Source organism: Lacihabitans lacunae (assembly GCF_042649125.1).
GTDB lineage: Bacteria > Bacteroidota > Bacteroidia > Cytophagales > Spirosomataceae > Leadbetterella > Leadbetterella lacunae.
The window spans coordinates 1,805,517-1,827,249 of record NZ_JBHRYQ010000001.1; the positions used below are offsets into that span (position 1 = coordinate 1,805,517).

16 protein-coding genes and 2 pseudogenes are annotated in these 21,733 nt (G+C 45.4%); all 18 read right to left on the reverse strand.

Annotation, left to right across the window (positions count from 1 at the left end):
* Positions 1 to 136 precede the first annotated feature (136 nt).
* Positions 137 to 520, reverse strand: coding sequence for a DUF7507 domain-containing protein (locus ACFOOI_RS07890; protein ID WP_379840190.1), 384 nt, complete (start codon positions 518 to 520; stop codon positions 137 to 139).
* A complete protein-coding gene (locus ACFOOI_RS07895; protein ID WP_379840200.1) occupies positions 487 to 813 on the reverse strand; it encodes a DUF7507 domain-containing protein in 327 nt (108 codons plus the stop codon). Before ACFOOI_RS07895 ends, ACFOOI_RS07890 begins: the two co-directional genes overlap by 34 nt.
* A gap of 69 nt (positions 814 to 882) precedes the next feature.
* Positions 883 to 1,914 (reverse strand): DUF7507 domain-containing protein, encoded by a 1,032-nt coding sequence (locus tag ACFOOI_RS07900; RefSeq protein ID WP_379840201.1) that lies wholly within the window; start codon positions 1,912 to 1,914, stop codon positions 883 to 885.
* Positions 1,881 to 2,264 (reverse strand): DUF7507 domain-containing protein, encoded by a 384-nt coding sequence (locus tag ACFOOI_RS07905; RefSeq protein WP_379840193.1) that lies wholly within the window; start codon positions 2,262 to 2,264, stop codon positions 1,881 to 1,883. Before ACFOOI_RS07905 ends, ACFOOI_RS07900 begins: the two co-directional genes overlap by 34 nt.
* A 52-nt stretch (positions 2,265 to 2,316) precedes the next feature.
* Positions 2,317 to 2,562, reverse strand: a pseudogene (locus ACFOOI_RS07910) (DUF7507 domain-containing protein); the annotation flags it as partial.
* A 67-nt stretch (positions 2,563 to 2,629) separates the two neighbouring features.
* The gene (locus ACFOOI_RS07915; protein WP_379840203.1) at positions 2,630 to 3,091 is read right to left on the reverse strand and encodes a DUF7507 domain-containing protein; all 462 of its coding nucleotides are present in this window, start codon (positions 3,089 to 3,091) and stop codon (positions 2,630 to 2,632) included.
* Positions 3,070 to 3,384 carry a DUF7507 domain-containing protein gene (locus ACFOOI_RS07920; RefSeq protein WP_379836810.1) on the reverse strand — a complete coding sequence of 105 codons (315 nt, stop codon included), beginning with the start codon at positions 3,382 to 3,384 and terminating at the stop codon, positions 3,070 to 3,072. Before ACFOOI_RS07920 ends, ACFOOI_RS07915 begins: the two co-directional genes overlap by 22 nt.
* Positions 3,377 to 4,171: a DUF7507 domain-containing protein gene (locus tag ACFOOI_RS07925; RefSeq protein WP_379840204.1), complete on the reverse strand. Its 795-nt coding sequence runs from the start codon at positions 4,169 to 4,171 to the stop codon at positions 3,377 to 3,379. The genes ACFOOI_RS07920 and ACFOOI_RS07925 overlap by 8 nt, the downstream gene beginning before the upstream one ends.
* A gap of 136 nt (positions 4,172 to 4,307) precedes the next feature.
* Positions 4,308 to 4,739, reverse strand: a complete 432-nt coding sequence (locus ACFOOI_RS22015; protein ID WP_449274526.1) for a DUF7507 domain-containing protein — start codon at positions 4,737 to 4,739, stop codon at positions 4,308 to 4,310.
* Positions 4,725 to 5,009: pseudogene (locus ACFOOI_RS22020) on the reverse strand (DUF7507 domain-containing protein); the annotation flags it as partial. The gene ACFOOI_RS22015 and the pseudogene ACFOOI_RS22020, both read right to left, overlap by 15 nt.
* A 16-nt stretch (positions 5,010 to 5,025) precedes the next feature.
* On the reverse strand, positions 5,026 to 5,322 hold the full coding sequence (locus ACFOOI_RS07935) for a DUF7507 domain-containing protein (protein ID WP_379836812.1): 297 nt from the start codon (positions 5,320 to 5,322) through the stop codon (positions 5,026 to 5,028).
* 52 nt (positions 5,323 to 5,374) lie between these two features.
* Positions 5,375 to 5,758, reverse strand: coding sequence for a DUF7507 domain-containing protein (locus ACFOOI_RS07940; protein WP_379840193.1), 384 nt, complete (start codon positions 5,756 to 5,758; stop codon positions 5,375 to 5,377).
* Positions 5,725 to 6,183 (reverse strand): DUF7507 domain-containing protein, encoded by a 459-nt coding sequence (locus ACFOOI_RS07945; RefSeq protein WP_379836814.1) that lies wholly within the window; start codon positions 6,181 to 6,183, stop codon positions 5,725 to 5,727. Before ACFOOI_RS07945 ends, ACFOOI_RS07940 begins: the two co-directional genes overlap by 34 nt.
* Before the next feature lie 288 nt (positions 6,184 to 6,471).
* A complete protein-coding gene (locus ACFOOI_RS07950) occupies positions 6,472 to 6,861 on the reverse strand; it encodes a DUF7507 domain-containing protein (RefSeq protein ID WP_379840207.1) in 390 nt (129 codons plus the stop codon).
* Between the two features lie 78 nt (positions 6,862 to 6,939).
* Positions 6,940 to 7,065 carry a hypothetical protein gene (locus ACFOOI_RS07955; protein WP_379836816.1) on the reverse strand — a complete coding sequence of 42 codons (126 nt, stop codon included), beginning with the start codon at positions 7,063 to 7,065 and terminating at the stop codon, positions 6,940 to 6,942.
* A 104-nt stretch (positions 7,066 to 7,169) separates the two neighbouring features.
* Entirely contained in the window at positions 7,170 to 8,117 is a 948-nt protein-coding gene (locus ACFOOI_RS07960; RefSeq protein ID WP_379836818.1) for a DUF7507 domain-containing protein, read from the reverse strand.
* Entirely contained in the window at positions 8,114 to 8,554 is a 441-nt protein-coding gene (locus ACFOOI_RS07965; RefSeq protein ID WP_379840208.1) for a DUF7507 domain-containing protein, read from the reverse strand. Before ACFOOI_RS07965 ends, ACFOOI_RS07960 begins: the two co-directional genes overlap by 4 nt.
* A complete protein-coding gene (locus ACFOOI_RS07970; RefSeq protein ID WP_379836820.1) occupies positions 8,521 to 21,711 on the reverse strand; it encodes a DUF7507 domain-containing protein in 13,191 nt (4,396 codons plus the stop codon). The genes ACFOOI_RS07965 and ACFOOI_RS07970 overlap by 34 nt, the downstream gene beginning before the upstream one ends.
* Between the last annotated feature and the right edge of the window lie 22 nt (positions 21,712 to 21,733).

A 21,733-nucleotide genomic window follows, 5' to 3' on the forward strand; every position in this document is an offset into this window, starting at 1 on the left:
GTCGCTTACGCTACGTTCGTTAGGCTTTGGTTTCCGGTGTTTACTACCACTACTTCGTAGTTGATTGTGCCCGGTGTCGTCACTGGGTTTTGGCCGCCTACTTGTGTTTTCGTGATCGTTAAGCTTGGTGCCTGACTTACTGGCGTTGCCGCGGTATCGGTTTTAACGATCGGTGTTTCGTTGTTTTTACCGTTGCAATGTTTACTAAAGTATTGCCTGCGTCTATGTCTGCTTGGGTAACCGCATAGTTGATCGTATACGTGAACGTCTCGCCTACTTCTAGGATGTTGTTGTTCGTGATACTTTCATTTGTTTTTACTAGCGTGCCAATTGTTCCGTTTGGTAAGGTGTCGCTTACGGCTACGTTCGTTAGGCTTTGGTTTCCGGTGTTTACTACCACTACTTCGTAGTTGATTGTGCCCGGTGTCGTCACTGGGTTTTGGCCGCCTACTTGTGTTTTCGTGATCGTTAAGCTTGGTGCCTGACCTACTGGCGTTGCCGCTGTATCGGTTTTAACAATCGGTGTTTCGTTGTTTTTACGGTCGCAATGTTGACTAGTTTTCCTGCGTCTATGTCTGCTTGGGTTACCGCATAGCTGATCGTATACGTGAACGTCTCACCTACTTCTAGGATGTTGTTGTTCGTGATACTTTCATTTGTTTTTACTAGCGTGCCAATTGTTCCGTTTGGTAAGGTATCGCTTACGGCTACGTTCGTTAGGCTTTGGTTTCCGGTGTTTACTACCACTACTTCGTAGTTGATTGTGCCCGGTGTCGTCACTGGGTTTTGGCCGCCTACTTGTGTTTTCGTGATCGTTAACTTGGCGTTGACTTACTGGTGTTGCCGCTGTATCGGTTTTAACAATTGGCGTCTCCGTTGTTTTTACGTCGCAATGTTTACTAAAGTATTGCCTGCGTCTATGTCTGCTTGGGTTACCGCATAGCTGATCGTATACGTGAACGTCTCACCTACTTCTAGGATGTTGTTGTTCGTGATACTTTCATTTGTTTTTACTAGCGTGCCAATTGTTCCGTTTGGAAGCGTATCGCTTACGGCTACGTTCGTTAGGCTTTGGTTTCCGGTGTTTACTACCACTACTTCGTAGTTGATTGTGCCCGGTGTCGTCACTGGGTTTTGGCCGCCTACTTGTGTTTTCGTGATCGTTAAGCTTGGTGCCTGACTTACTGGCGTTGCCGCTGTATCGGTTTTAACAATTGGCGTCTCCGTTGTTTTTACCGTTGCAATGTTTACTAAAGTATTGCCTGCGTCTATGTCTGCTTGGGTTACCGCATAGCTGATCGTATACGTGAACGTCTCACCTACTTCTAGGATGTTGTTGTTCGTGATACTTTCATTTGTTTTTACTAGCGTGCCAATTGTTCCGTTTGGAAGCGTATCGCTTACGGCTACGTTCGTTAGGCTTTGGTTTCCGGTGTTTACTACCACTACTTCGTAGTTGATTGTGCCCGGTGTCGTCACTGGGTTTTGGCCGCCTACTTGTGTTTTCGTGATCGTTAAGCTTGGTGCCTGCCTACTGGTGTTGCGCTGTATCGGTTTTAACGATTGGGTTTCCGTTGTTTTTACCGTTGCAATGTTGACTAAAGTATTGCCTGCGTCTATGTCTGCTTGGGTTACCGCATAGCTGATCGTATACGTGAACGTCTCACCTACTTCTAGGATGTTGTTGTTCGTGATACTTTCGTTTGTTTTTACTAGCGTGCCAATTGTTCCGTTTGGTAAGGTATCGCTTACGGCTACGTTCGTTAGGCTTTGGTTTCCGGTGTTTACTACCACTACTTCGTAGTTGATTGTGCCCGGTGTCGTCACTGGGTTTTGGCCGCCTACTTGTGTTTTTGTGATCGTTAAGCTTGGTGCCTGGCCTACTGGTGTTGCGGCTGTATCGGTTTTAACGATTGGGTTTCCGTTGTTTTTACCGTTGCAATGTTTACTAAAGTATTGCCTGCGTCTATGTCTGCTTGGGTTACCGCATAGCTGATCGTATACGTGAACGTCTCACCTACTTCTAGGATGTTGTTGTTCGTGATACTTTCATTTGTTTTTACTAGCGTGCCAATTGTTCCGTTTGGTAAGGTATCGCTTACGGCTACGTTCGTTAGGCTTTGGTTTCCGGTGTTTACTACCACTACTTCGTAGTTGATTGTGCCCGGTGTCGTCACTGGGTTTTGGCCGCCTACTTGTGTTTTCGTGATCGTTAAGCTTGGTGCCTGACCTACTGGCGTTGCCGCGGTATCGGTTTTAACAATTGGCGTCTCCGTTGTTTTTACGTCGCAATGTTTACTAAAGTATTGCCTGCGTCTATGTCTGCTTGGTTACCGCATAGCTGATCGTATACGTGAACGTCTCACCTACTTCTAGGATGTTGTTGTTCGTGATACTTTCATTTGTTTTTACTAGCGTGCCAATTGTTCCGTTTGGAAGCGTGTCGCTTACGGCTACGTTCGTTAGGCTTTGGTTTCCGGTGTTTACTACCACTACTTCGTAGTTGATTGTGCCCGGTGTCGTCACTGGGTTTTGGCCGCCTACTTGTGTTTTCGTGATCGTTAAGCTTGGTGCCTGCCTACTGGTGTTGCCGCGGTATCGGTTTTAACAATCGGCGTCTCCGTTGTTTTTACGTCGCAATGTTTACTAAAGTATTGCCTGCGTCTATGTCTGCTTGGGTTACCGCATAGCTGATCGTATACGTGAACGTCTCGCCTACTTCTAGGATGTTGTTGTTCGTGATACTTTCATTTGTTTTTACTAGCGTGCCAATTGTTCCGTTTGGTAAGGTATCGCTTACGGCTACGTTCGTTAGGCTTTGGTTTCCGGTGTTTACTACCACTACTTCGTAGTTGATTGTGCCCGGTGTCGTCACTGGGTTTTGGCCGCCTACTTGTGTTTTCGTGATCGTTAGCTTGGCGTGACTTACTGGTGTTGCCGCTGTATCGGTTTTAACAATCGGCGTCTCCGTTGTTTTTACGGTCGCAATGTTTACTAAAGTATTGCCTGCGTCTATGTCTGCTTGGGTTACCGCATAGCTGATCGTATACGTGAACGTCTCGCCTACTTCTAGGATGTTGTTGTTCGTGATACTTTCGTTGTTTTTACTAGCGTGCCAATTGTTCCGTTTGGAAGCGTATCGCTTACGGCTACGTTCGTTAGGCTTTGGTTTCCGGTGTTTACTACCACTACTTCGTAGTTGATTGTGCCCGGTGTCGTCACTGGGTTTTGGCCGCCTACTTGTGTTTTCGTGATCGTTAAGCTTGGTGCCTGACTTACTGGCGTTGCCGCGGTATCGGTTTTAACAATTGGCGTCTCCGTTGTTTTTACCGTTGCAATGTTTACTAAAGTATTGCCTGCGTCTATGTCTGCTTGGTTACGCATAGCTGATCGTATACGTGAACGTCTCACCTACTTCTAGGATGTTGTTGTTCGTGATACTTTCATTTGTTTTTACTAGCGTGCCAATTGTTCCGTTTGGAAGCGTATCGCTTACGGCTACGTTCGTTAGGCTTTGGTTTCCGGTGTTTACTACCACTACTTCGTAGTTGATTGTGCCCGGTGTCGTCACTGGGTTTTGGCCGCCTACTTGTGTTTTCGTGATCGTTAAGCTTGGTGCCTGACTTACTGGCGTTGCCGCGGTATCGGTTTTAACAATTGGCGTCTCCGTTGTTTTTACCGTTGCAATGTTTACTAAAGTATTGCCTGCGTCTATGTCTGCTTGGGTTACCGCATAGCTGATCGTATACGTGAACGTCTCACCTACTTCTAGGATGTTGTTGTTCGTGATACTTTCATTTGTTTTTACTAGCGTGCCAATTGTTCCGTTTGGAAGCGTATCGCTTACGGCTACGTTCGTTAGGCTTTGGTTTCCGGTGTTTACTACCACTACTTCGTAGTTGATTGTGCCCGGTGTCGTCACTGGGTTTTGGCCGCCTACTTGTGTTTTCGTGATCGTTAAGCTTGGTGCCTGACTTACTGGCGTTGCCGCGGTATCGGTTTTAACAATTGGCGTCTCCGTTGTTTTTACCGTTGCAATGTTTACTAAAGTATTGCCTGCGTCTATGTCTGCTTGGGTTACCGCATAGCTGATCGTATACGTGAACGTCTCACCTACTTCTAGGATGTTGTTGTTCGTGATACTTTCATTTGTTTTTACTAGCGTGCCAATTGTTCCGTTTGGTAAGGTATCGCTTACGCTACGTTCGTTAGGCTTTGGTTTCCGGTGTTTACTACCACTACTTCGTAGTTGATTGTGCCCGGTGTCGTCACTGGGTTTTGGCCGCCTACTTGTGTTTTCGTGATCGTTAGCTTGGCGTTTGACTTACTGGTGTTGCCGCTGTATCGGTTTTAACAATTGGCGTCTCCGTTGTTTTTACGGTCGCAATGTTTACTAAAGTATTGCCTGCGTCTATGTCTGCTTGGGTTACCGCATAGCTGATCGTATACGTGAACGTCTCACCTACTTCTAGGATGTTGTTGTTCGTGATACTTTCATTTGTTTTTACTAGCGTGCCAATTGTTCCGTTTGGAAGCGTATCGCTTACGGCTACGTTCGTTAGGCTTTGGTTTCCGGTGTTTACTACCACTACTTCGTAGTTGATTGTGCCCGGTGTCGTCACTGGGTTTTGGCCGCCTACTTGTGTTTTCGTGATCGTTAAGCTTGGTGCCTGACTTACTGGCGTTGCCGCTGTATCGGTTTTAACAATTGGCGTCTCCGTTGTTTTTACCGTTGCAATGTTTACTAAAGTATTGCCTGCGTCTATGTCTGCTTGGGTTACCGCATAGCTGATCGTATACGTGAACGTCTCACCTACTTCTAGGATGTTGTTGTTCGTGATACTTTCGTTTGTTTTTACTAGCGTGCCAATTGTTCCGTTTGGAAGCGTATCGCTTACGGCTACGTTCGTTAGGCTTTGGTTTCCGGTGTTTACTACCACTACTTCGTAGTTGATTGTGCCCGGTGTCGTCACTGGGTTTTGGCCGCCTACTTGTGTTTTCGTGATCGTTAAGCTTGGTGCCTGCCTACTGGTGTTGCGGCTGTATCGGTTTTAACGATTGGGTTTCCGTTGTTTTTACCGTTGCAATGTTTACTAAAGTATTGCCTGCGTCTATGTCTGCTTGGGTAACCGCATAGCTGATCGTATACGTGAACGTCTCACCTACTTCTAGGATGTTGTTGTTCGTGATACTTTCGTTTGTTTTTACTAGCGTGCCAATTGTTCCGTTTGGTAAGGTATCGCTTACGGCTACGTTCGTTAGGCTTTGGTTTCCGGTGTTTACTACCACTACTTCGTAGTTGATTGTGCCCGGTGTCGTCACTGGGTTTTGGCCGCCTACTTGTGTTTTGTGATCGTTAAGCTTGGTGCCTGGCCTACTGGTGTTGCGGCTGTATCGGTTTTAACGATTGGGTTTCCGTTGTTTTTACCGTTGCAATGTTTACTAAAGTATTGCCTGCGTCTATGTCTGCTTGGGTTACCGCATAGCTGATCGTATACGTGAACGTCTCACCTACTTCTAGGATGTTGTTGTTCGTGATACTTTCATTTGTTTTTACTAGCGTGCCAATTGTTCCGTTTGGAAGCGTATCGCTTACGGCTACGTTCGTTAGGCTTTGGTTTCCGGTGTTTACTACCACTACTTCGTAGTTGATTGTGCCCGGTGTCGTCACTGGGTTTTGGCCGCCTACTTGTGTTTTTGTGATCGTTAAGCTTGGTGCCTGGCCTACTGGTGTTGCGGCTGTATCGGTTTTAACGATTGGGTTTCCGTTGTTTTTACCGTTGCAATGTTGACTAAAGTATTGCCTGCGTCTATGTCTGCTTGGGTAACCGCATAGCTGATCGTATACGTGAACGTCTCACCTACTTCTAGGATGTTGTTGTTCGTGATACTTTCGTTTGTTTTTACTAGCGTGCCTAATGTTCCGTTTGGTAAGGTATCGCTTACGGCTACGTTCGTTAGGCTTTGGTTTCCGGTGTTTACTACCACTACTTCGTAGTTGATTGTGCCCGGTGTCGTCACTGGGTTTTGGCCGCCTACTTGTGTTTTTGTGATCGTTAAGCTTGGTGCCTGACTTACTGGCGTTGCCGCGGTATCGGTTTTAACAATTGGCGTCTCCGTTGTTTTTACCGTTGCAATGTTTACTAAAGTATTGCCTGCGTCTATGTCTGCTTGGTTACGCATAGCTGATCGTATACGTGAACGTCTCGCCTACTTCTAGGATGTTGTTGTTCGTGATACTTTCATTTGTTTTTACTAGCGTGCCAATGTTCCGTTTGGTAAGGTATCGCTTACGCTACGTTCGTTAGGCTTTGGTTTCCGGTGTTTACTACCACTACTTCGTAGTTGATTGTGCCCGGTGTCGTCACTGGGTTTTGGCCGCCTACTTGTGTTTTTGTGATCGTTAGCTTGGTGCCTGACTTACTGGCGTTGCTGCTGTATCGGTTTTAACGATTGGCGTTTCCGTTGTTTTTACGTCGCAATGTTTACTAAAGTATTGCCTGCGTCTATGTCTGCTTGGGTTACCGCATAGCTGATCGTATACGTGAACGTCTCACCTACTTCTAGGATGTTGTTGTTCGTGATACTTTCATTTGTTTTTACTAGCGTGCCAATTGTTCCGTTTGGTAAGGTATCGCTTACGGCTACGTTCGTTAGGCTTTGGTTTCCGGTGTTTACTACCACTACTTCGTAGTTGATTGTGCCCGGTGTCGTCACTGGGTTTTGGCCGCCTACTTGTGTTTTCGTGATCGTTAAGCTTGGTGCCTGACCTACTGGCGTTGCCGCGGTATCGGTTTTAACAATTGGCGTCTCCGTTGTTTTTACCGTTGCAATGTTTACTAAAGTATTGCCTGCGTCTATGTCTGCTTGGGTTACGCATAGCTGATCGTATACGTGAACGTCTCGCCTACTTCTAGGATGTTGTTGTTCGTGATACTTTCATTTGTTTTTACTAGCGTGCCAATTGTTCCGTTTGGAAGCGTGTCGCTTACGGCTACGTTCGTTAGGCTTTGGTTTCCGTGTTACTACCACTACTTCGTAGTTGATTGTGCCCGGTGTCGTCACTGGGTTTTGGCCGCCTACTTGTGTTTTCGTGATCGTTAAGCTTGGTGCCTGACCTACTGGTGTTGCCGCGGTATCGGTTTTAACAATCGGCGTCTCCGTTGTTTTTACGTCGCAATGTTTACTAAAGTATTGCCTGCGTCTATGTCTGCTTGGGTTACCGCATAGCTGATCGTATACGTGAACGTCTCGCCTACTTCTAGGATGTTGTTGTTCGTGATACTTTCGTTGGTTTTTACTAGCGTGCCAATTGTTCCGTTTGGAAGCGTATCGCTTACGGCTACGTTCGTTAGGCTTTGGTTTCCGGTGTTTACTACCACTACTTCGTAGTTGATTGTGCCCGGTGTCGTCACTGGGTTTTGGCCGCCTACTTGTGTTTTCGTGATCGTTAAGCTTGGTGCCTGACTTACTGGCGTTGCCGCGGTATCGGTTTTAACAATTGGCGTCTCCGTTGTTTTTACCGTTGCAATGTTTACTAAAGTATTGCCTGCGTCTATGTCTGCTTGGGTTACCGCATAGCTGATCGTATACGTGAACGTCTCACCTACTTCTAGGATGTTGTTGTTCGTGATACTTTCATTTGTTTTTACTAGCGTGCCAATTGTTCCGTTTGGAAGCGTATCGCTTACGGCTACGTTCGTTAGGCTTTGGTTTCCGGTGTTTACTACCACTACTTCGTAGTTGATTGTGCCCGGTGTCGTCACTGGGTTTTGGCCGCCTACTTGTGTTTTCGTGATCGTTAAGCTTGGTGCCTGACTTACTGGCGTTGCCGCGGTATCGGTTTTAACAATTGGCGTCTCCGTTGTTTTTACCGTTGCAATGTTTACTAAAGTATTGCCTGCGTCTATGTCTGCTTGGGTTACCGCATAGCTGATCGTATACGTGAACGTCTCACCTACTTCTAGGATGTTGTTGTTCGTGATACTTTCATTTGTTTTTACTAGCGTGCCAATTGTTCCGTTTGGAAGCGTATCGCTTACGGCTACGTTCGTTAGGCTTTGGTTTCCGGTGTTTACTACCACTACTTCGTAGTTGATTGTGCCCGGTGTCGTCACTGGGTTTTGCCGCCTACTTGTGTTTTCGTGATCGTTAAGCTTGGTGCCTGACTTACTGGCGTTGCCGCGGTATCGGTTTTAACAATTGGCGTCTCCGTTGTTTTTACCGTTGCAATGTTTACTAAAGTATTGCCTGCGTCTATGTCTGCTTGGGTAACCGCATAGCTGATCGTATACGTGAACGTCTCACCTACTTCTAGGATGTTGTTGTTCGTGATACTTTCGTTTGTTTTTACTAGCGTGCCAATTGTTCCGTTTGGTAAGGTATCGCTTACGGCTACGTTCGTTAGGCTTTGGTTTCCGGTGTTTACTACCACTACTTCGTAGTTGATTGTGCCCGGTGTCGTCACTGGGTTTTGGCCGCCTACTTGTGTTTTTGTGATCGTTAAGCTTGGTGCCTGGCCTACTGGTGTTGCGGCTGTATCGGTTTTAACGATTGGGTTTCCGTTGTTTTTACGGTCGCAATGTTTACTAAAGTATTGCCTGCGTCTATGTCTGCTTGGGTTACCGCATAGCTGATCGTATACGTGAACGTCTCACCTACTTCTAGGATGTTGTTGTTCGTGATACTTTCATTTGTTTTTACTAGCGTGCCAATTGTTCCGTTTGGTAAGGTATCGCTTACGGCTACGTTCGTTAGGCTTTGGTTTCCGGTGTTTACTACCACTACTTCGTAGTTGATTGTGCCCGGTGTCGTCACTGGGTTTTGGCCGCCTACTTGTGTTTTCGTGATCGTTAAGCTTGGTGCCTGACCTACTGGCGTTGCCGCGGTATCGGTTTTAACAATTGGCGTCTCCGTTGTTTTTACCGTTGCAATGTTTACTAAAGTATTGCCTGCGTCTATGTCTGCTTGGGTTACCGCATAGCTGATCGTATACGTGAACGTCTCACCTACTTCTAGGATGTTGTTGTTCGTGATACTTTCATTTGTTTTTACTAGCGTGCCAATTGTTCCGTTTGGTAAGGTATCGCTTACGGCTACGTTCGTTAGGCTTTGGTTTCCGGTGTTTACTACCACTACTTCGTAGTTGATTGTGCCCGGTGTCGTCACTGGGTTTTGGCCGCCTACTTGTGTTTTTGTGATCGTTAAGCTTGGTGCCTGGCCTACTGGTGTTGCGGCTGTATCGGTTTTAACGATTGGGGTTTCCGTTGTTTTTACCGTTGCAATGTTTACTAAAGTATTGCCTGCGTCTATGTCTGCTTGGGTAACCGCATAGCTGATCGTATACGTGAACATCTCACCTACTTCTAGGATGTTGTTGTTCGTGATACTTTCGTTTGTTTTTACTAGCGTTCCTAATGTTCCGTTTGGAAGCGTATCGCTTACGGCTACGTTCGTTAGGCTTTGGTTTCCGGTGTTTACTACCACTACTTCGTAGTTGATTGTGCCCGGTGTCGTCACTGGGTTTTGGCCGCCTACTTGTGTTTTCGTGATCGTTAAGCTTGGTGTTTGCGTTATTGTTGTAGTAGCATTGTCTATATTTGGGCCTGGTACTTCTGTCGTTACAACGCTTGCAGTATTTACTAAAGCTGTACCTGCATCGATATCGCTTTGTGTTGCAGTATAAGTTGCCTGATATACCCACGTCTCTCCTACATTTAAAACTCCGGAATCTGCAACATCTCCACTTTGCAACGTTGCACTTCCAGCTAAGTCATCACTTAAAACGACGTTAGTCAAGTTCACATTACCTGTATTTTTAACAGTAATCGAATACGTTAGTAATCCAGGAGAATTAATATTTGTTTTATCTACAATTTTATTAATAGTCAAATTTGGACTTTGAGAAATAGTAGAAACAGCCGAATCTGAGGTAGGCCCAGGATACTCTGTTGTCACTACAGTTGCTGTATTCACTATATCATCTCCAGCATCAATATCTTCTTGAGTAACATTATAGGTAGCTTGGTATACCCACGTTTCACCTACATTTAAAATATTAGGATCAGTATTGTCTCCACTTTGTAAAGTGGCTGCACCAGCTAAATCATCAGTTAAAACAACATTGGTTAAATTAATATTTCCTGTATTTACAACAGTGATAGTGTATGTTAAAATACCAGGTACAATAGTGCTTTCTTTATCAACAATTTTATCTATTGTTAAACTTGGACAAGCAGTAAATATAATTTCTGCAGAAGTGGTTGAGGTACAACCATTGCTCCCCTTTACTATGACAGTATAAATCCCTGGACCTACACCAATTAGATTTTTTGTATCGTTAAAATCTCCGGTTCCATCATTGTCCCAATCAAAAACAAAAGGAGAAGTACCTCCAGAAACTGTTAAAATAATATCTCCTGTTGGGTCAAAACAAGCTAAAGTTTCGCCAGTTGCAGAAATAGTTGGTGCTGTGATGTCTTGTGTTACCGAAGTAGTTGCACTTGTGGTACAACCGTTTGTTGTATTCGTTACCGTTACTGAATAGGTTCCAGGAGCACTTGGGTTTATGGCTGCTGTTGTCGCACTAAATGCTGAAGGACCTGACCATGCGTAGGTTCCACCACCCGTTGCCGTTCTATTTACAGTAGTTGTCGTACATGTTAAGTTTGCAGTTCCAGTTATCGTTACCGTTGGTGCTGTAATATTTTGAGTTACCGAAGTAGTTGCACTTGTGGTACAACCATTTGTCGTATTCGTTACTGTTACAGAATAGGTTCCTGGTACACTTGGGTTAATTGCTGCCGTTGTTGCACTAAAGGCCGAAGGGCCTGACCATGCGTAGGTTCCACCACCCGTTGCGGTTCTATTTACAGTAGTTGTCGTACATGTTAAGTTCGCTGTTCCTGTGATTGTTACCGTTGGTGCTGTAATGTCTTGTGTAATTGACGTAGTTGCACTTGTGGTACAACCGTTCGTCGTATTTGTTACTGTTACTGAATACGTTCCTGGCACACTTGGATTAATTGCTGCCGTTGTCGCACTAAATGCCGAAGGGCCTGACCATGCGTATGTTCCACCACCTGTTGCCGTTCTGTTTACAGTGGTTGTCGTACATGTTAAGTTCGCCGTTCCTGTAATTGTTACTGTAGGAGCTGTAATATTTTGAGTTACCGAAGTAGTGGCACTTGCAGTACAACCGTTTGTCGTATTCGTTACTGTTACTGAATAGGTTCCAGGTACGCTTGGGTTAATTGCCGCCGTTGTCGCATTAAATGCTGAAGGACCTGACCATGCGTATGTGTCACCACCTGTTGCCGTTCTATTTACGGTAGTTGTCGTACATGTTAAGTTCGCAGTTCCTGTGATTGTTACCGTTGGTGCTGTAATGTCTTGTGTTACCGAAGTAGTTGCACTTGTGGTACAACCGTTTGTCGTATTCGTTACTGTTACTGAATACGTTCCAGGTAAACTTGGGTTAATAGCCGCTGTTGTGGCACTAAATGCCGAAGGGCCTGACCATGCGTAGGTGCCACCTCCTGTTGCCGTTCTATTTACGGTAGTTGTCGTACATGTTAAGTTCGCCGTTCCTGTAATTGTTACTGTAGGAGCTGTAATATTTTGAGTTACCGAAGTAGTGGCACTTGCAGTACAACCGTTTGTCGTATTCGTTACTGTTACTGAATAGGTTCCAGGTACGCTTGGATTAATTGCTGCCGTTGACGCACTAAATGCTGAAGGACCTGACCATGCGTAGGTTCCACCACCTGTTGCCGTTCTGTTTACGGTAGTTGTCGTACATGTTAAGTTCGCAGTTCCTGTGATTGTTACTGTAGGAGCTGTGATGTCTTGTGTTACCGAAGTAGTTGCACTTGTGGTACAACCGTTTGTCGTATTCGTTACCGTTACAGAATAGGTTCCAGGTACACTTGGGTTTATCGCTGCCGTTGTGGCACTAAAGGCCGAAGGACCTGACCATGCGTAGGTTCCACCACCTGTTGCCGTTCTATTTACGGTAGTTGTCGTACACGTTAAGTTCGCAGTTCCTGTGATCGTTACCGTTGGTGCTGTAATGTCTTGTGTAATTGACGTAGTTGCACTTGTGGTACAACCGTTCGTCGTATTTGTTACTGTTACTGAATACGTTCCTGGCACACTTGGATTAATTGCTGCCGTTGTTGCACTGAAGGCCGAAGGACCTGACCATGCGTAGGTTCCACCACCTGTGGCTGTTCTATTTACAGTAGTTGTCGTACAAGTTAGGTTCGCAGTTCCAGTTATCGTTACTATTGGTGCTGTGATGTCTTGTGTTACCGAAGTTGTTGCACTTGTGGTACAACCATTTGTCGTATTCGTTACTGTTACTGAATATGTTCCAGGTACGCTTGGGTTTATTGCCGCTGTTGTGGCACTAAATGCCGAAGGGCCTGACCATGCGTAGGTGCCACCTCCTGTTGCCGTTCTATTTACGGTAGTTGTCGTACATGTTAAGTTCGCCGTTCCTGTAATTGTTACTGTAGGAGCTGTAATATTTTGAGTTACCGAAGTAGTGGCACTTGCAGTACAACCGTTTGTCGTATTCGTTACTGTTACTGAATAGGTTCCAGGTACGCTTGGATTAATTGCTGCCGTTGACGCACTAAATGCTGAAGGACCTGACCATGCGTAGGTTCCACCACCTGTTGCCGTTCTGTTTACGGTAGTTGTCGTACATGTTAAGTTCGCAGTTCCTGTGATTGTTACTGTAGGAGCTGTGATGTCTTGTGTTACCGAAGTAGTTGCACTTGTGGTACAACCGTTTGTCGTATTCGTTACCGTTACAGAATAGGTTCCAGGTACACTTGGGTTTATCGCTGCCGTTGTGGCACTAAAGGCCGAAGGACCTGACCATGCGTAGGTTCCACCACCTGTTGCCGTTCTATTTACGGTAGTTGTCGTACACGTTAAGTTCGCAGTTCCTGTGATCGTTACCGTTGGTGCTGTAATGTCTTGTGTAATTGACGTAGTTGCACTTGTGGTACAACCGTTCGTCGTATTTGTTACTGTTACTGAATACGTTCCTGGCACACTTGGATTAATTGCTGCCGTTGTTGCACTGAAGGCCGAAGGACCTGACCATGCGTAGGTTCCACCACCTGTGGCTGTTCTATTTACAGTAGTTGTCGTACAAGTTAGGTTCGCAGTTCCAGTTATCGTTACTATTGGTGCTGTGATGTCTTGTGTTACCGAAGTTGTTGCACTTGTGGTACAACCATTTGTCGTATTCGTTACTGTTACTGAATATGTTCCAGGTACGCTTGGGTTTATTGCCGCTGTTGTGGCACTAAAGGCCGAAGGGCCTGACCATGCGTAGGTTCCACCACCTGTTGCCGTTCTATTTACGGTAGTTGTCGTACATGTTAAGTTCGCAGTTCCTGTTATCGTTACCGTTGGTGCTGTGATGTCTTGTGTTACCGAAGTAGTTGCACTTGTGGTACATCCGTTTGTTGTATTCGTTACTGTTACAGAATATGTTCCCGGCACACTTGGATTAATTGCCGCTGTTGTGGCACTGAAGGCCGAAGGGCCTGACCATGCGTAGGTTCCACCACCCGTTGCCGTTCTATTTACAGTAGTTGTCGTACATGTTAAGTTCGCAGTTCCAGTTATCGTTACCGTTGGTGCTGTAATATTTTGTGTTACCGAAGTAGTTGCACTTGTGGTACAACCGTTCGTGGTATTCGTTACTGTTACAGAATAGGTTCCAGGTACGCTTGGGTTTATGGCTGCTGTTGTAGCACTAAATGCCGAAGGACCTGACCATGCGTATGTGCCACCACCTGTGGCTGTTCTATTAACAGAAGTAGTCGTACATGTTAGGTTTGCTGTTCCTGTGATCGTTACCGTTGGTGCTGTAATGTCTTGTGTAATTGACGTAGTTGCACTTGTGGTACAACCATTTGTCGTATTCGTTACTGTTACAGAATATGTTCCCGGAACACTTGGATTTATTGCCGCCGTTGTCGCACTGAAGCTCGAAGGGCCTGACCATGCGTATGTTCCACCTCCTGTTGCGGTTCTTGCTACACTTGTTGTCGTACATGTTAAGTTCGCAGTTCCTGTGATCGTTACCGTTGGTGCTGTAATGTCTTGTGTAATTGACGTAGTTGCACTTGTGGTACAACCGTTTGTCGTATTCGTTACCGTTACAGAATAGGTTCCAGGTACACTTGGGTTTATCGCTGCCGTTGTGGCACTTAAGGCCGAAGGACCTGACCATGCGTAGGTTCCACCACCTGTTGCCGTTCTATTTACGGTAGTTGTCGTACATGTTAGGTTTGCAGTTCCTGTGATCGTTACCGTTGGTGCTGTAATGTCTTGTGTAATTGACGTAGTTGCACTTGTGGTACAACCGTTCGTCGTATTTGTTACTGTTACTGAATACGTTCCTGGCACACTTGGATTAATTGCTGCCGTTGTTGCACTGAAGGCCGAAGGACCTGACCATGCGTAGGTTCCACCACCTGTGGCTGTTCTATTTACAGTAGTTGTCGTACAAGTTAGGTTCGCAGTTCCAGTTATCGTTACTATTGGTGCTGTGATGTCTTGTGTTACCGAAGTTGTTGCACTTGTGGTACAACCGTTCGTCGTATTTGTTACTGTTACTGAATACGTTCCTGGCACACTTGGATTAATTGCTGCCGTTGTCGCACTAAATGCCGAAGGGCCTGACCATGCGTATGTTCCACCACCTGTTGCCGTTCTGTTTACAGTGGTGGTTGTCGTACATGTTAAGTTCGCCGTTCCTGTAATTGTTACTGTAGGAGCTGTAATATTTTGAGTTACCGAAGTAGTGGCACTTGCAGTACAACCGTTTGTCGTATTCGTTACTGTTACTGAATAGGTTCCAGGTACGCTTGGGTTAATTGCCGCCGTTGTCGCATTAAATGCTGAAGGACCTGACCATGCGTATGTGTCACCACCTGTTGCCGTTCTATTTACGGTAGTTGTCGTACATGTTAAGTTCGCAGTTCCTGTGATTGTTACCGTTGGTGCTGTAATGTCTTGTGTTACCGAAGTAGTTGCACTTGTGGTACAACCGTTTGTCGTATTCGTTACTGTTACTGAATACGTTCCAGGTAAACTTGGGTTAATAGCCGCTGTTGTGGCACTAAATGCCGAAGGGCCTGACCATGCGTAGGTGCCACCTCCTGTTGCCGTTCTATTTACGGTAGTTGTCGTACATGTTAAGTTCGCCGTTCCTGTAATTGTTACTGTAGGAGCTGTAATATTTTGAGTTACCGAAGTAGTGGCACTTGCAGTACAACCGTTTGTCGTATTCGTTACTGTTACTGAATAGGTTCCAGGTACGCTTGGATTAATTGCTGCCGTTGACGCACTAAATGCTGAAGGACCTGACCATGCGTAGGTTCCACCACCTGTTGCCGTTCTATTTACAGTAGTTGTCGTACACGTTAAGTTCGCAGTTCCTGTGATCGTTACCGTTGGTGCTGTAATGTCTTGTGTAATTGACGTAGTTGCACTTGTGGTACAACCGTTCGTCGTATTTGTTACTGTTACTGAATACGTTCCTGGCACACTTGGATTAATTGCCGCCGTTGTTGCACTGAAGGCCGAAGGGCCTGACCATGCGTAGGTTCCACCACCTGTGGCTGTTCTATTAACAGAAGTAGTCGTACATGTTAGGTTTGCTGTTCCTGTGATCGTTACCGTTGGTGCTGTAATGTCTTGTGTAATTGACGTAGTTGCACTTGTGGTACAACCGTTCGTCGTATTTGTTACTGTTACTGAATACGTTCCAGGCACACTTGGGTTAATAGCCGCCGTTGTGGCACTAAAGGCCGAAGGACCTGACCATGCGTAGGTTCCACCACCTGTGGCTGTTCTATTAACAGTAGTAGTCGTACACGTTAAGTTCGCAGTTCCGGTGATCGTTACCGTTGGTGCTGTAATGTCTTGTGTAATTGACGTAGTTGCACTTGTGGTACAACCGTTCGTGGTATTCGTTACTGTTACAGAATAGGTTCCAGGTACGCTTGGGTTTATGGCTGCTGTTGTAGCACTAAAGGCCGAAGGACCTGACCATGCGTAGGTTCCACCACCTGTGGCTGTTCTATTAACAGTAGTAGTCGTACACGTTAAGTTCGCAGTTCCGGTGATCGTTACCGTTGGTGGAGTGATATTTTGTGTTACCGAAGTAGTTGCACTTGTGGTACAACCGTTCGTGGTATTCGTTACTGTTACAGAATAGGTTCCAGGTACGCTTGGGTTTATGGCTGCTGTTGTAGCACTAAATGCCGAAGGACCTGACCATGCGTATGTGCCACCACCTGTGGCTGTTCTATTAACAGAAGTAGTCGTACATGTTAGGTTTGCTGTTCCTGTGATCGTTACCGTTGGTGCTGTAATGTCTTGTGTAATTGACGTAGTTGCACTTGTGGTACAACCGTTCGTCGTATTTGTTACTGTTACTGAATACGTTCCTGGCACACTTGGGTTAATGGCTGCCGTTGTTGCACTAAATGCCGAAGGGCCTGACCATGCGTAGGTTCCACCTCCTGTTGCGGTTCTTGCTACACTTGTTGTCGTACATGTTAAGTTCGCAGTTCCAGTTATCGTTACTATTGGTGCTGTGATGTCTTGTGTTACCGAAGTTGTTGCACTTGTGGTACAACCATTTGTCGTATTCGTTACCGTTACAGAATAGGTTCCAGGTACACTTGGGTTTATCGCTGCCGTTGTGGCACTAAAGGCCGAAGGACCTGACCATGCGTAGGTTCCACCACCTGTTGCCGTTCTATTTACGGTAGTTGTCGTACACGTTAAGTTCGCAGTTCCGGTGATCGTTACCGTTGGTGCTGTAATGTCTTGTGTAATTGACGTAGTTGCACTTGTGGTACAACCGTTCGTCGTATTTGTTACTGTTACTGAATACGTTCCTGGCACACTTGGATTAATTGCTGCCGTTGTTGCACTGAAGGCCGAAGGACCTGACCATGCGTAGGTTCCACCACCTGTGGCTGTTCTATTTACAGTAGTTGTCGTACAAGTTAGGTTCGCAGTTCCAGTTATCGTTACTATTGGTGCTGTGATGTCTTGTGTTACCGAAGTTGTTGCACTTGTGGTACAACCATTTGTCGTATTCGTTACTGTTACTGAATATGTTCCAGGTACGCTTGGGTTTATTGCCGCTGTTGTGGCACTAAAGGCCGAAGGGCCTGACCATGCGTAGGTTCCACCACCTGTTGCCGTTCTATTTACGGTAGTTGTCGTACATGTTAAGTTCGCAGTTCCTGTTATCGTTACCGTTGGTGCTGTGATGTCTTGTGTAATTGACGTAGTTGCACTTGTGGTACAACCGTTCGTCGTATTTGTTACTGTTACTGAATACGTTCCCGGCACACTTGGATTAATTGCCGCTGTTGTGGCACTGAAGCTCGAAGGGCCTGACCATGCGTATGTTCCACCTCCTGTTGCGGTTCTTGCTACACTTGTTGTCGTACATGTTAAGTTCGCAGTTCCTGTGATTGTTACTGTAGGAGCTGTGATGTCTTGTGTTACCGAAGTAGTTGCACTTGTGGTACAACCGTTTGTCGTATTCGTTACCGTTACAGAATAGGTTCCAGGTACACTTGGGTTTATCGCTGCCGTTGTGGCACTTAAGGCCGAAGGACCTGACCATGCGTAGGTTCCACCACCTGTGGCTGTTCTATTAACAGAAGTAGTCGTACATGTTAGGTTTGCTGTTCCTGTGATCGTTACCGTTGGTGCTGTAATGTCTTGTGTTACCGAAGTAGTTGCACTTGTGGTACAACCGTTGGTAGTATTCGTTACTGTTACTGAATACGTTCCCGGAACACTTGGATTAATTGCAGCTGTTGTCGCACTAAATGCTGAAGGACCTGACCATGCGTAGGTTCCACCACCTGTTGCGGTTCTATTTACAGATGTTGTCGAACATGTTAAGTTCGCAGTTCCTGTGATCGTTACCGTTGGTGCTGTAATATTTTGAGTTACCGAAGTAGTTGCACTTGTTGTACATCCGTTTGTTGTATTCGTTACTGTTACAGAATATGTTCCCGGCACACTTGGATTAATTGCCGCTGTTGTGGCACTGAAGGCCGAAGGGCCTGACCATGCGTAGGTTCCACCACCCGTTGCCGTTCTATTTACAGTAGTTGTCGTACATGTTAAGTTCGCAGTTCCTGTTATCGTTACCGTTGGTGCTGTAATATTTTGAGTTACCGAAGTAGTTGCACTTGTTGTACATCCGTTTGTTGTATTCGTTACTGTTACAGAATATGTTCCCGGCACACTTGGATTAATTGCCGCTGTTGTGGCACTGAAGGCCGAAGGGCCTGACCATGCGTAGGTTCCACCACCCGTTGCCGTTCTATTTACAGTAGTTGTCGTACATGTTAAGTTCGCAGTTCCTGTTATCGTTACCGTTGGTGCTGTAATATTTTGAGTTACCGAAGTAGTTGCACTTGTTGTACATCCGTTTGTTGTATTCGTTACTGTTACAGAATATGTTCCCGGCACACTTGGATTAATTGCCGCTGTTGTGGCACTGAAGGCCGAAGGGCCTGACCATGCGTAGGTTCCACCACCCGTTGCCGTTCTATTTACAGTAGTTGTCGTACATGTTAAGTTCGCAGTTCCTGTTATCGTTACCGTTGGTGCTGTAATGTCTTGTGTAATTGACGTAGTTGCACTTGTGGTACAACCGTTGGTAGTATTCGTTACTGTTACTGAATACGTTCCAGGAGCACTTGGATTTATTGCCGCCGTTGTCGCACTGAAGCTCGAAGGGCCTGACCATGCGTAGGTTCCACCACCTGTTGCTGTTCTATTTACACTAGTAGTTGTACAAGTTAGGTTCGCAGTTCCTGTGATCGTTACCGTAGGTGCTGTTATGTCTTGAGTTACCGAAGTAGTTGCACTTGTGGTACAACCGTTTGTCGTATTCGTTACTGTTACGGAATACGTTCCTGACACACTTGGATTAATTGCTGCCGTTGTTGCACTGAAGGCCGAAGGACCTGACCATGCGTAGGTGCCACCACCTGTCGCCGTTCTATTTACAGTAGTTGTCGTACATGTTAAGTTCGCAGTTCCTGTTATCGTTACTGTTGGAGCTGTAATATTTTGAGTTACCGAAGTAGTTGCACTTGTGGTACAACCGTTTGTCGTATTCGTTACTGTTACAGAATACGTTCCAGGAGCACTTGGGTTTATCGCCGCTGTTGATGCACTAAAGGCCGAAGGGCCTGACCATGCATAGGTTCCACCACCTGTTGCCGTTCTATTTACAGTAGTTGTCGTACACGTTAAGTTCGCAGTTCCGGTTATCGTTACCGTTGGAGCTGTAATATTTTGAGTTACCGAAGTAGTTGCACTTGTGGTACAACCGTTTGTCGTATTTGTTACCGTTACGGAATAGGTTCCAGGAGCACTTGGGTTTATCGCCGCCGTTGTCGCACTGAAGCTCGAAGGGCCTGACCATGCATAGGTTCCACCACCTGTTGCCGTTCTATTTACAGTGGTTGTCGTACACGTTAAATTCGCAGTTCCGGTTATCGTTACTGTTGGTGCTGTGATGTCTTGGGTTACCGAAGTAGTGGCACTTGCGGTACAACCGTTTGTTGTATTCGTTACCGTTACGGAATAGATTCCAAGTACGCTTGGGTTAATAGCGGCTGTTGTAGCACTAAATGCCGAAGGGCCTGACCATGCGTAGGTTCCACCACCTGTGGCTGTTCTATTTACAGTAGTTGTCGTACAAGTTAAATTTTCAGTTCCAGTTATTGTTACAGTAGGAGCTGTAATATTTTGAGTTACTGATGTTGTAGCTGTTGCAGTACACCCGTTTGCATTTGTAACTGTAACAGTATATGTTCCCGGATTACTAATCGAAGCAACTGCAGTTGTTGCACTGTAACCAGAAGGGCCAGACCATACATAAGTACCACCACCTGAGGCTGTCCTATTTACACTTGTTGTTGTACATGTTAAATTTGTTGATCCAGAAATACTCGCAGTAGGCAAAGTATTTACTACTACCGCCACAGTTGCAGTTGCCGAACAACCCGCTGTGCTTGTAACTGTAACCGAATAGGTTCCTGCCATTGCTGTTGTTGCCGAAGCTCTAGTAGCGGTTACCGTAGAAGCAGTAAATCCGCCCGGACCTGTCCAAGCATATGTACCTCCACCAGAAGCCGTCATACTAATAGTCTGTCCAACACACGTTGCACTACTTGTTGGGTTCGGTATTGGAGATGCGTTTATTACAACTGCAGTAGTTGCAGAGGCAGAACATCCAAAATTATTTGTAGCAGTAACTGTATAAGTACCTGCGTTGGCTGTTGAAACATTAGTAATGGATGGGGTTCTAGATGTGCTAGAGTAACTATTCGGACCAGACCAGCTCCATGATACTCCGTTTACACCTGTTTCTGTTAGATTTAAAGTAGTCCCTTGACATATCGGCCCATTATTACCAGGTACCGCTGTTGGTAAGCTTGTATTTCTAATACCAAAATTTGCATTCGTTACATTAACACCAGCAACAACCACACCCGTAAGAATTCCATTTACTGTACCATCGTTTCCAGTGCCAGTTCCAAATTTCTCACCTGTGTTTGCCCATCCTGAGGGCAAACTTGCCGATGGAGGCGTGTTACCTACTACTCCTTGCGTTGTACTTAGTACTACATTATATGTTAGGTTCCCAGGAATGTTGGTAATAGAATATGTACCATTTGTAGCGACTGTGGCTACCCCTATTACTCTATTTGTAGTTGGATTTACCAAATTTGCATATAATGTTGCATTAGATGGCTTTCCTTGTCCTGTTCCGTCTACCGTGTTATTTGTTAGTGCATCACAATCGTTAAAAACTGTTCCTGCTAAATCAACAACCGCAGGACAACAAAGATTAAATGTAGAAATTCGAATAGCCTGTTGAGCTGCATTTACAGCATTTGGACCGAGAACATAATTTACTGTTAAACTTTTAATTGCCAATGTACTACTAACCACAATCTGACCAGCGGCATCTCCAGGCTCTACGTTATTATTAGCACCAGATGCCCAGTTTGCAGTTGCGGTTTGGTTATTGGTACCAGATAAAGTAATTGATCCACTTGCCGCAAGAGTTATTGTAAGTGGCACATTGTTTCCGTTAATATCTACAGCGGTAACTGTTACCTGATCTTGAAATGATGATTGCCCACCTGGTGCTCTTGACACATCTGAAGCGTCAATATCATCTATATTTAAACCATTTAATATTACTGGATATTCAAAATCAAATTTTGCAGTTATAGTGGTTCCGTTCGGAATAATTGGGTTAGTTGTTGAATTACACGTAGTACAACCGTTATCTGCGTTATCCATATACAAAGTTAGATATGGCTGACCATAAGCACCGTTAGTACCGGATCTTATAGCATCATAAGCCGCATTTGCATCTTCAGTGATGGTTGTTGTAAAATTAAACGGATTTTTACTGTTTGTATTAGTACAACCGGGTATTGCACTCGTAACAGCAGCAGGTGGACCTCCAGCAGAACTTGCTGTTGGAATCACAGTGGCAGACCCAGTGGTTGCAGTTTCCCAAGTAATAGCCGTTGACCCTAATGTACATTGTGCATAAAGGTCAATTGAAAAAGTACTTAGTACTAATAAAATTATAGTGGAAAGTGATTTCATTTATTTTACTTTTCGGTTTGTC

Coding starts and splice junctions, on each gene's coding strand:
- ACFOOI_RS07920 (WP_379836810.1), bottom strand. CDS start 3,384: ATGCGTAACCAAGCAGACATAGACGCAGGCAATACTTTAGTAAACATT.
- ACFOOI_RS07945 (WP_379836814.1), bottom strand. CDS start 6,183: ATGCGTAACCAAGCAGACATAGACGCAGGCAATACTTTAGTAAACATT.
- ACFOOI_RS07970 (WP_379836820.1), bottom strand. CDS start 21,711: ATGAAATCACTTTCCACTATAATTTTATTAGTACTAAGTACTTTTTCA.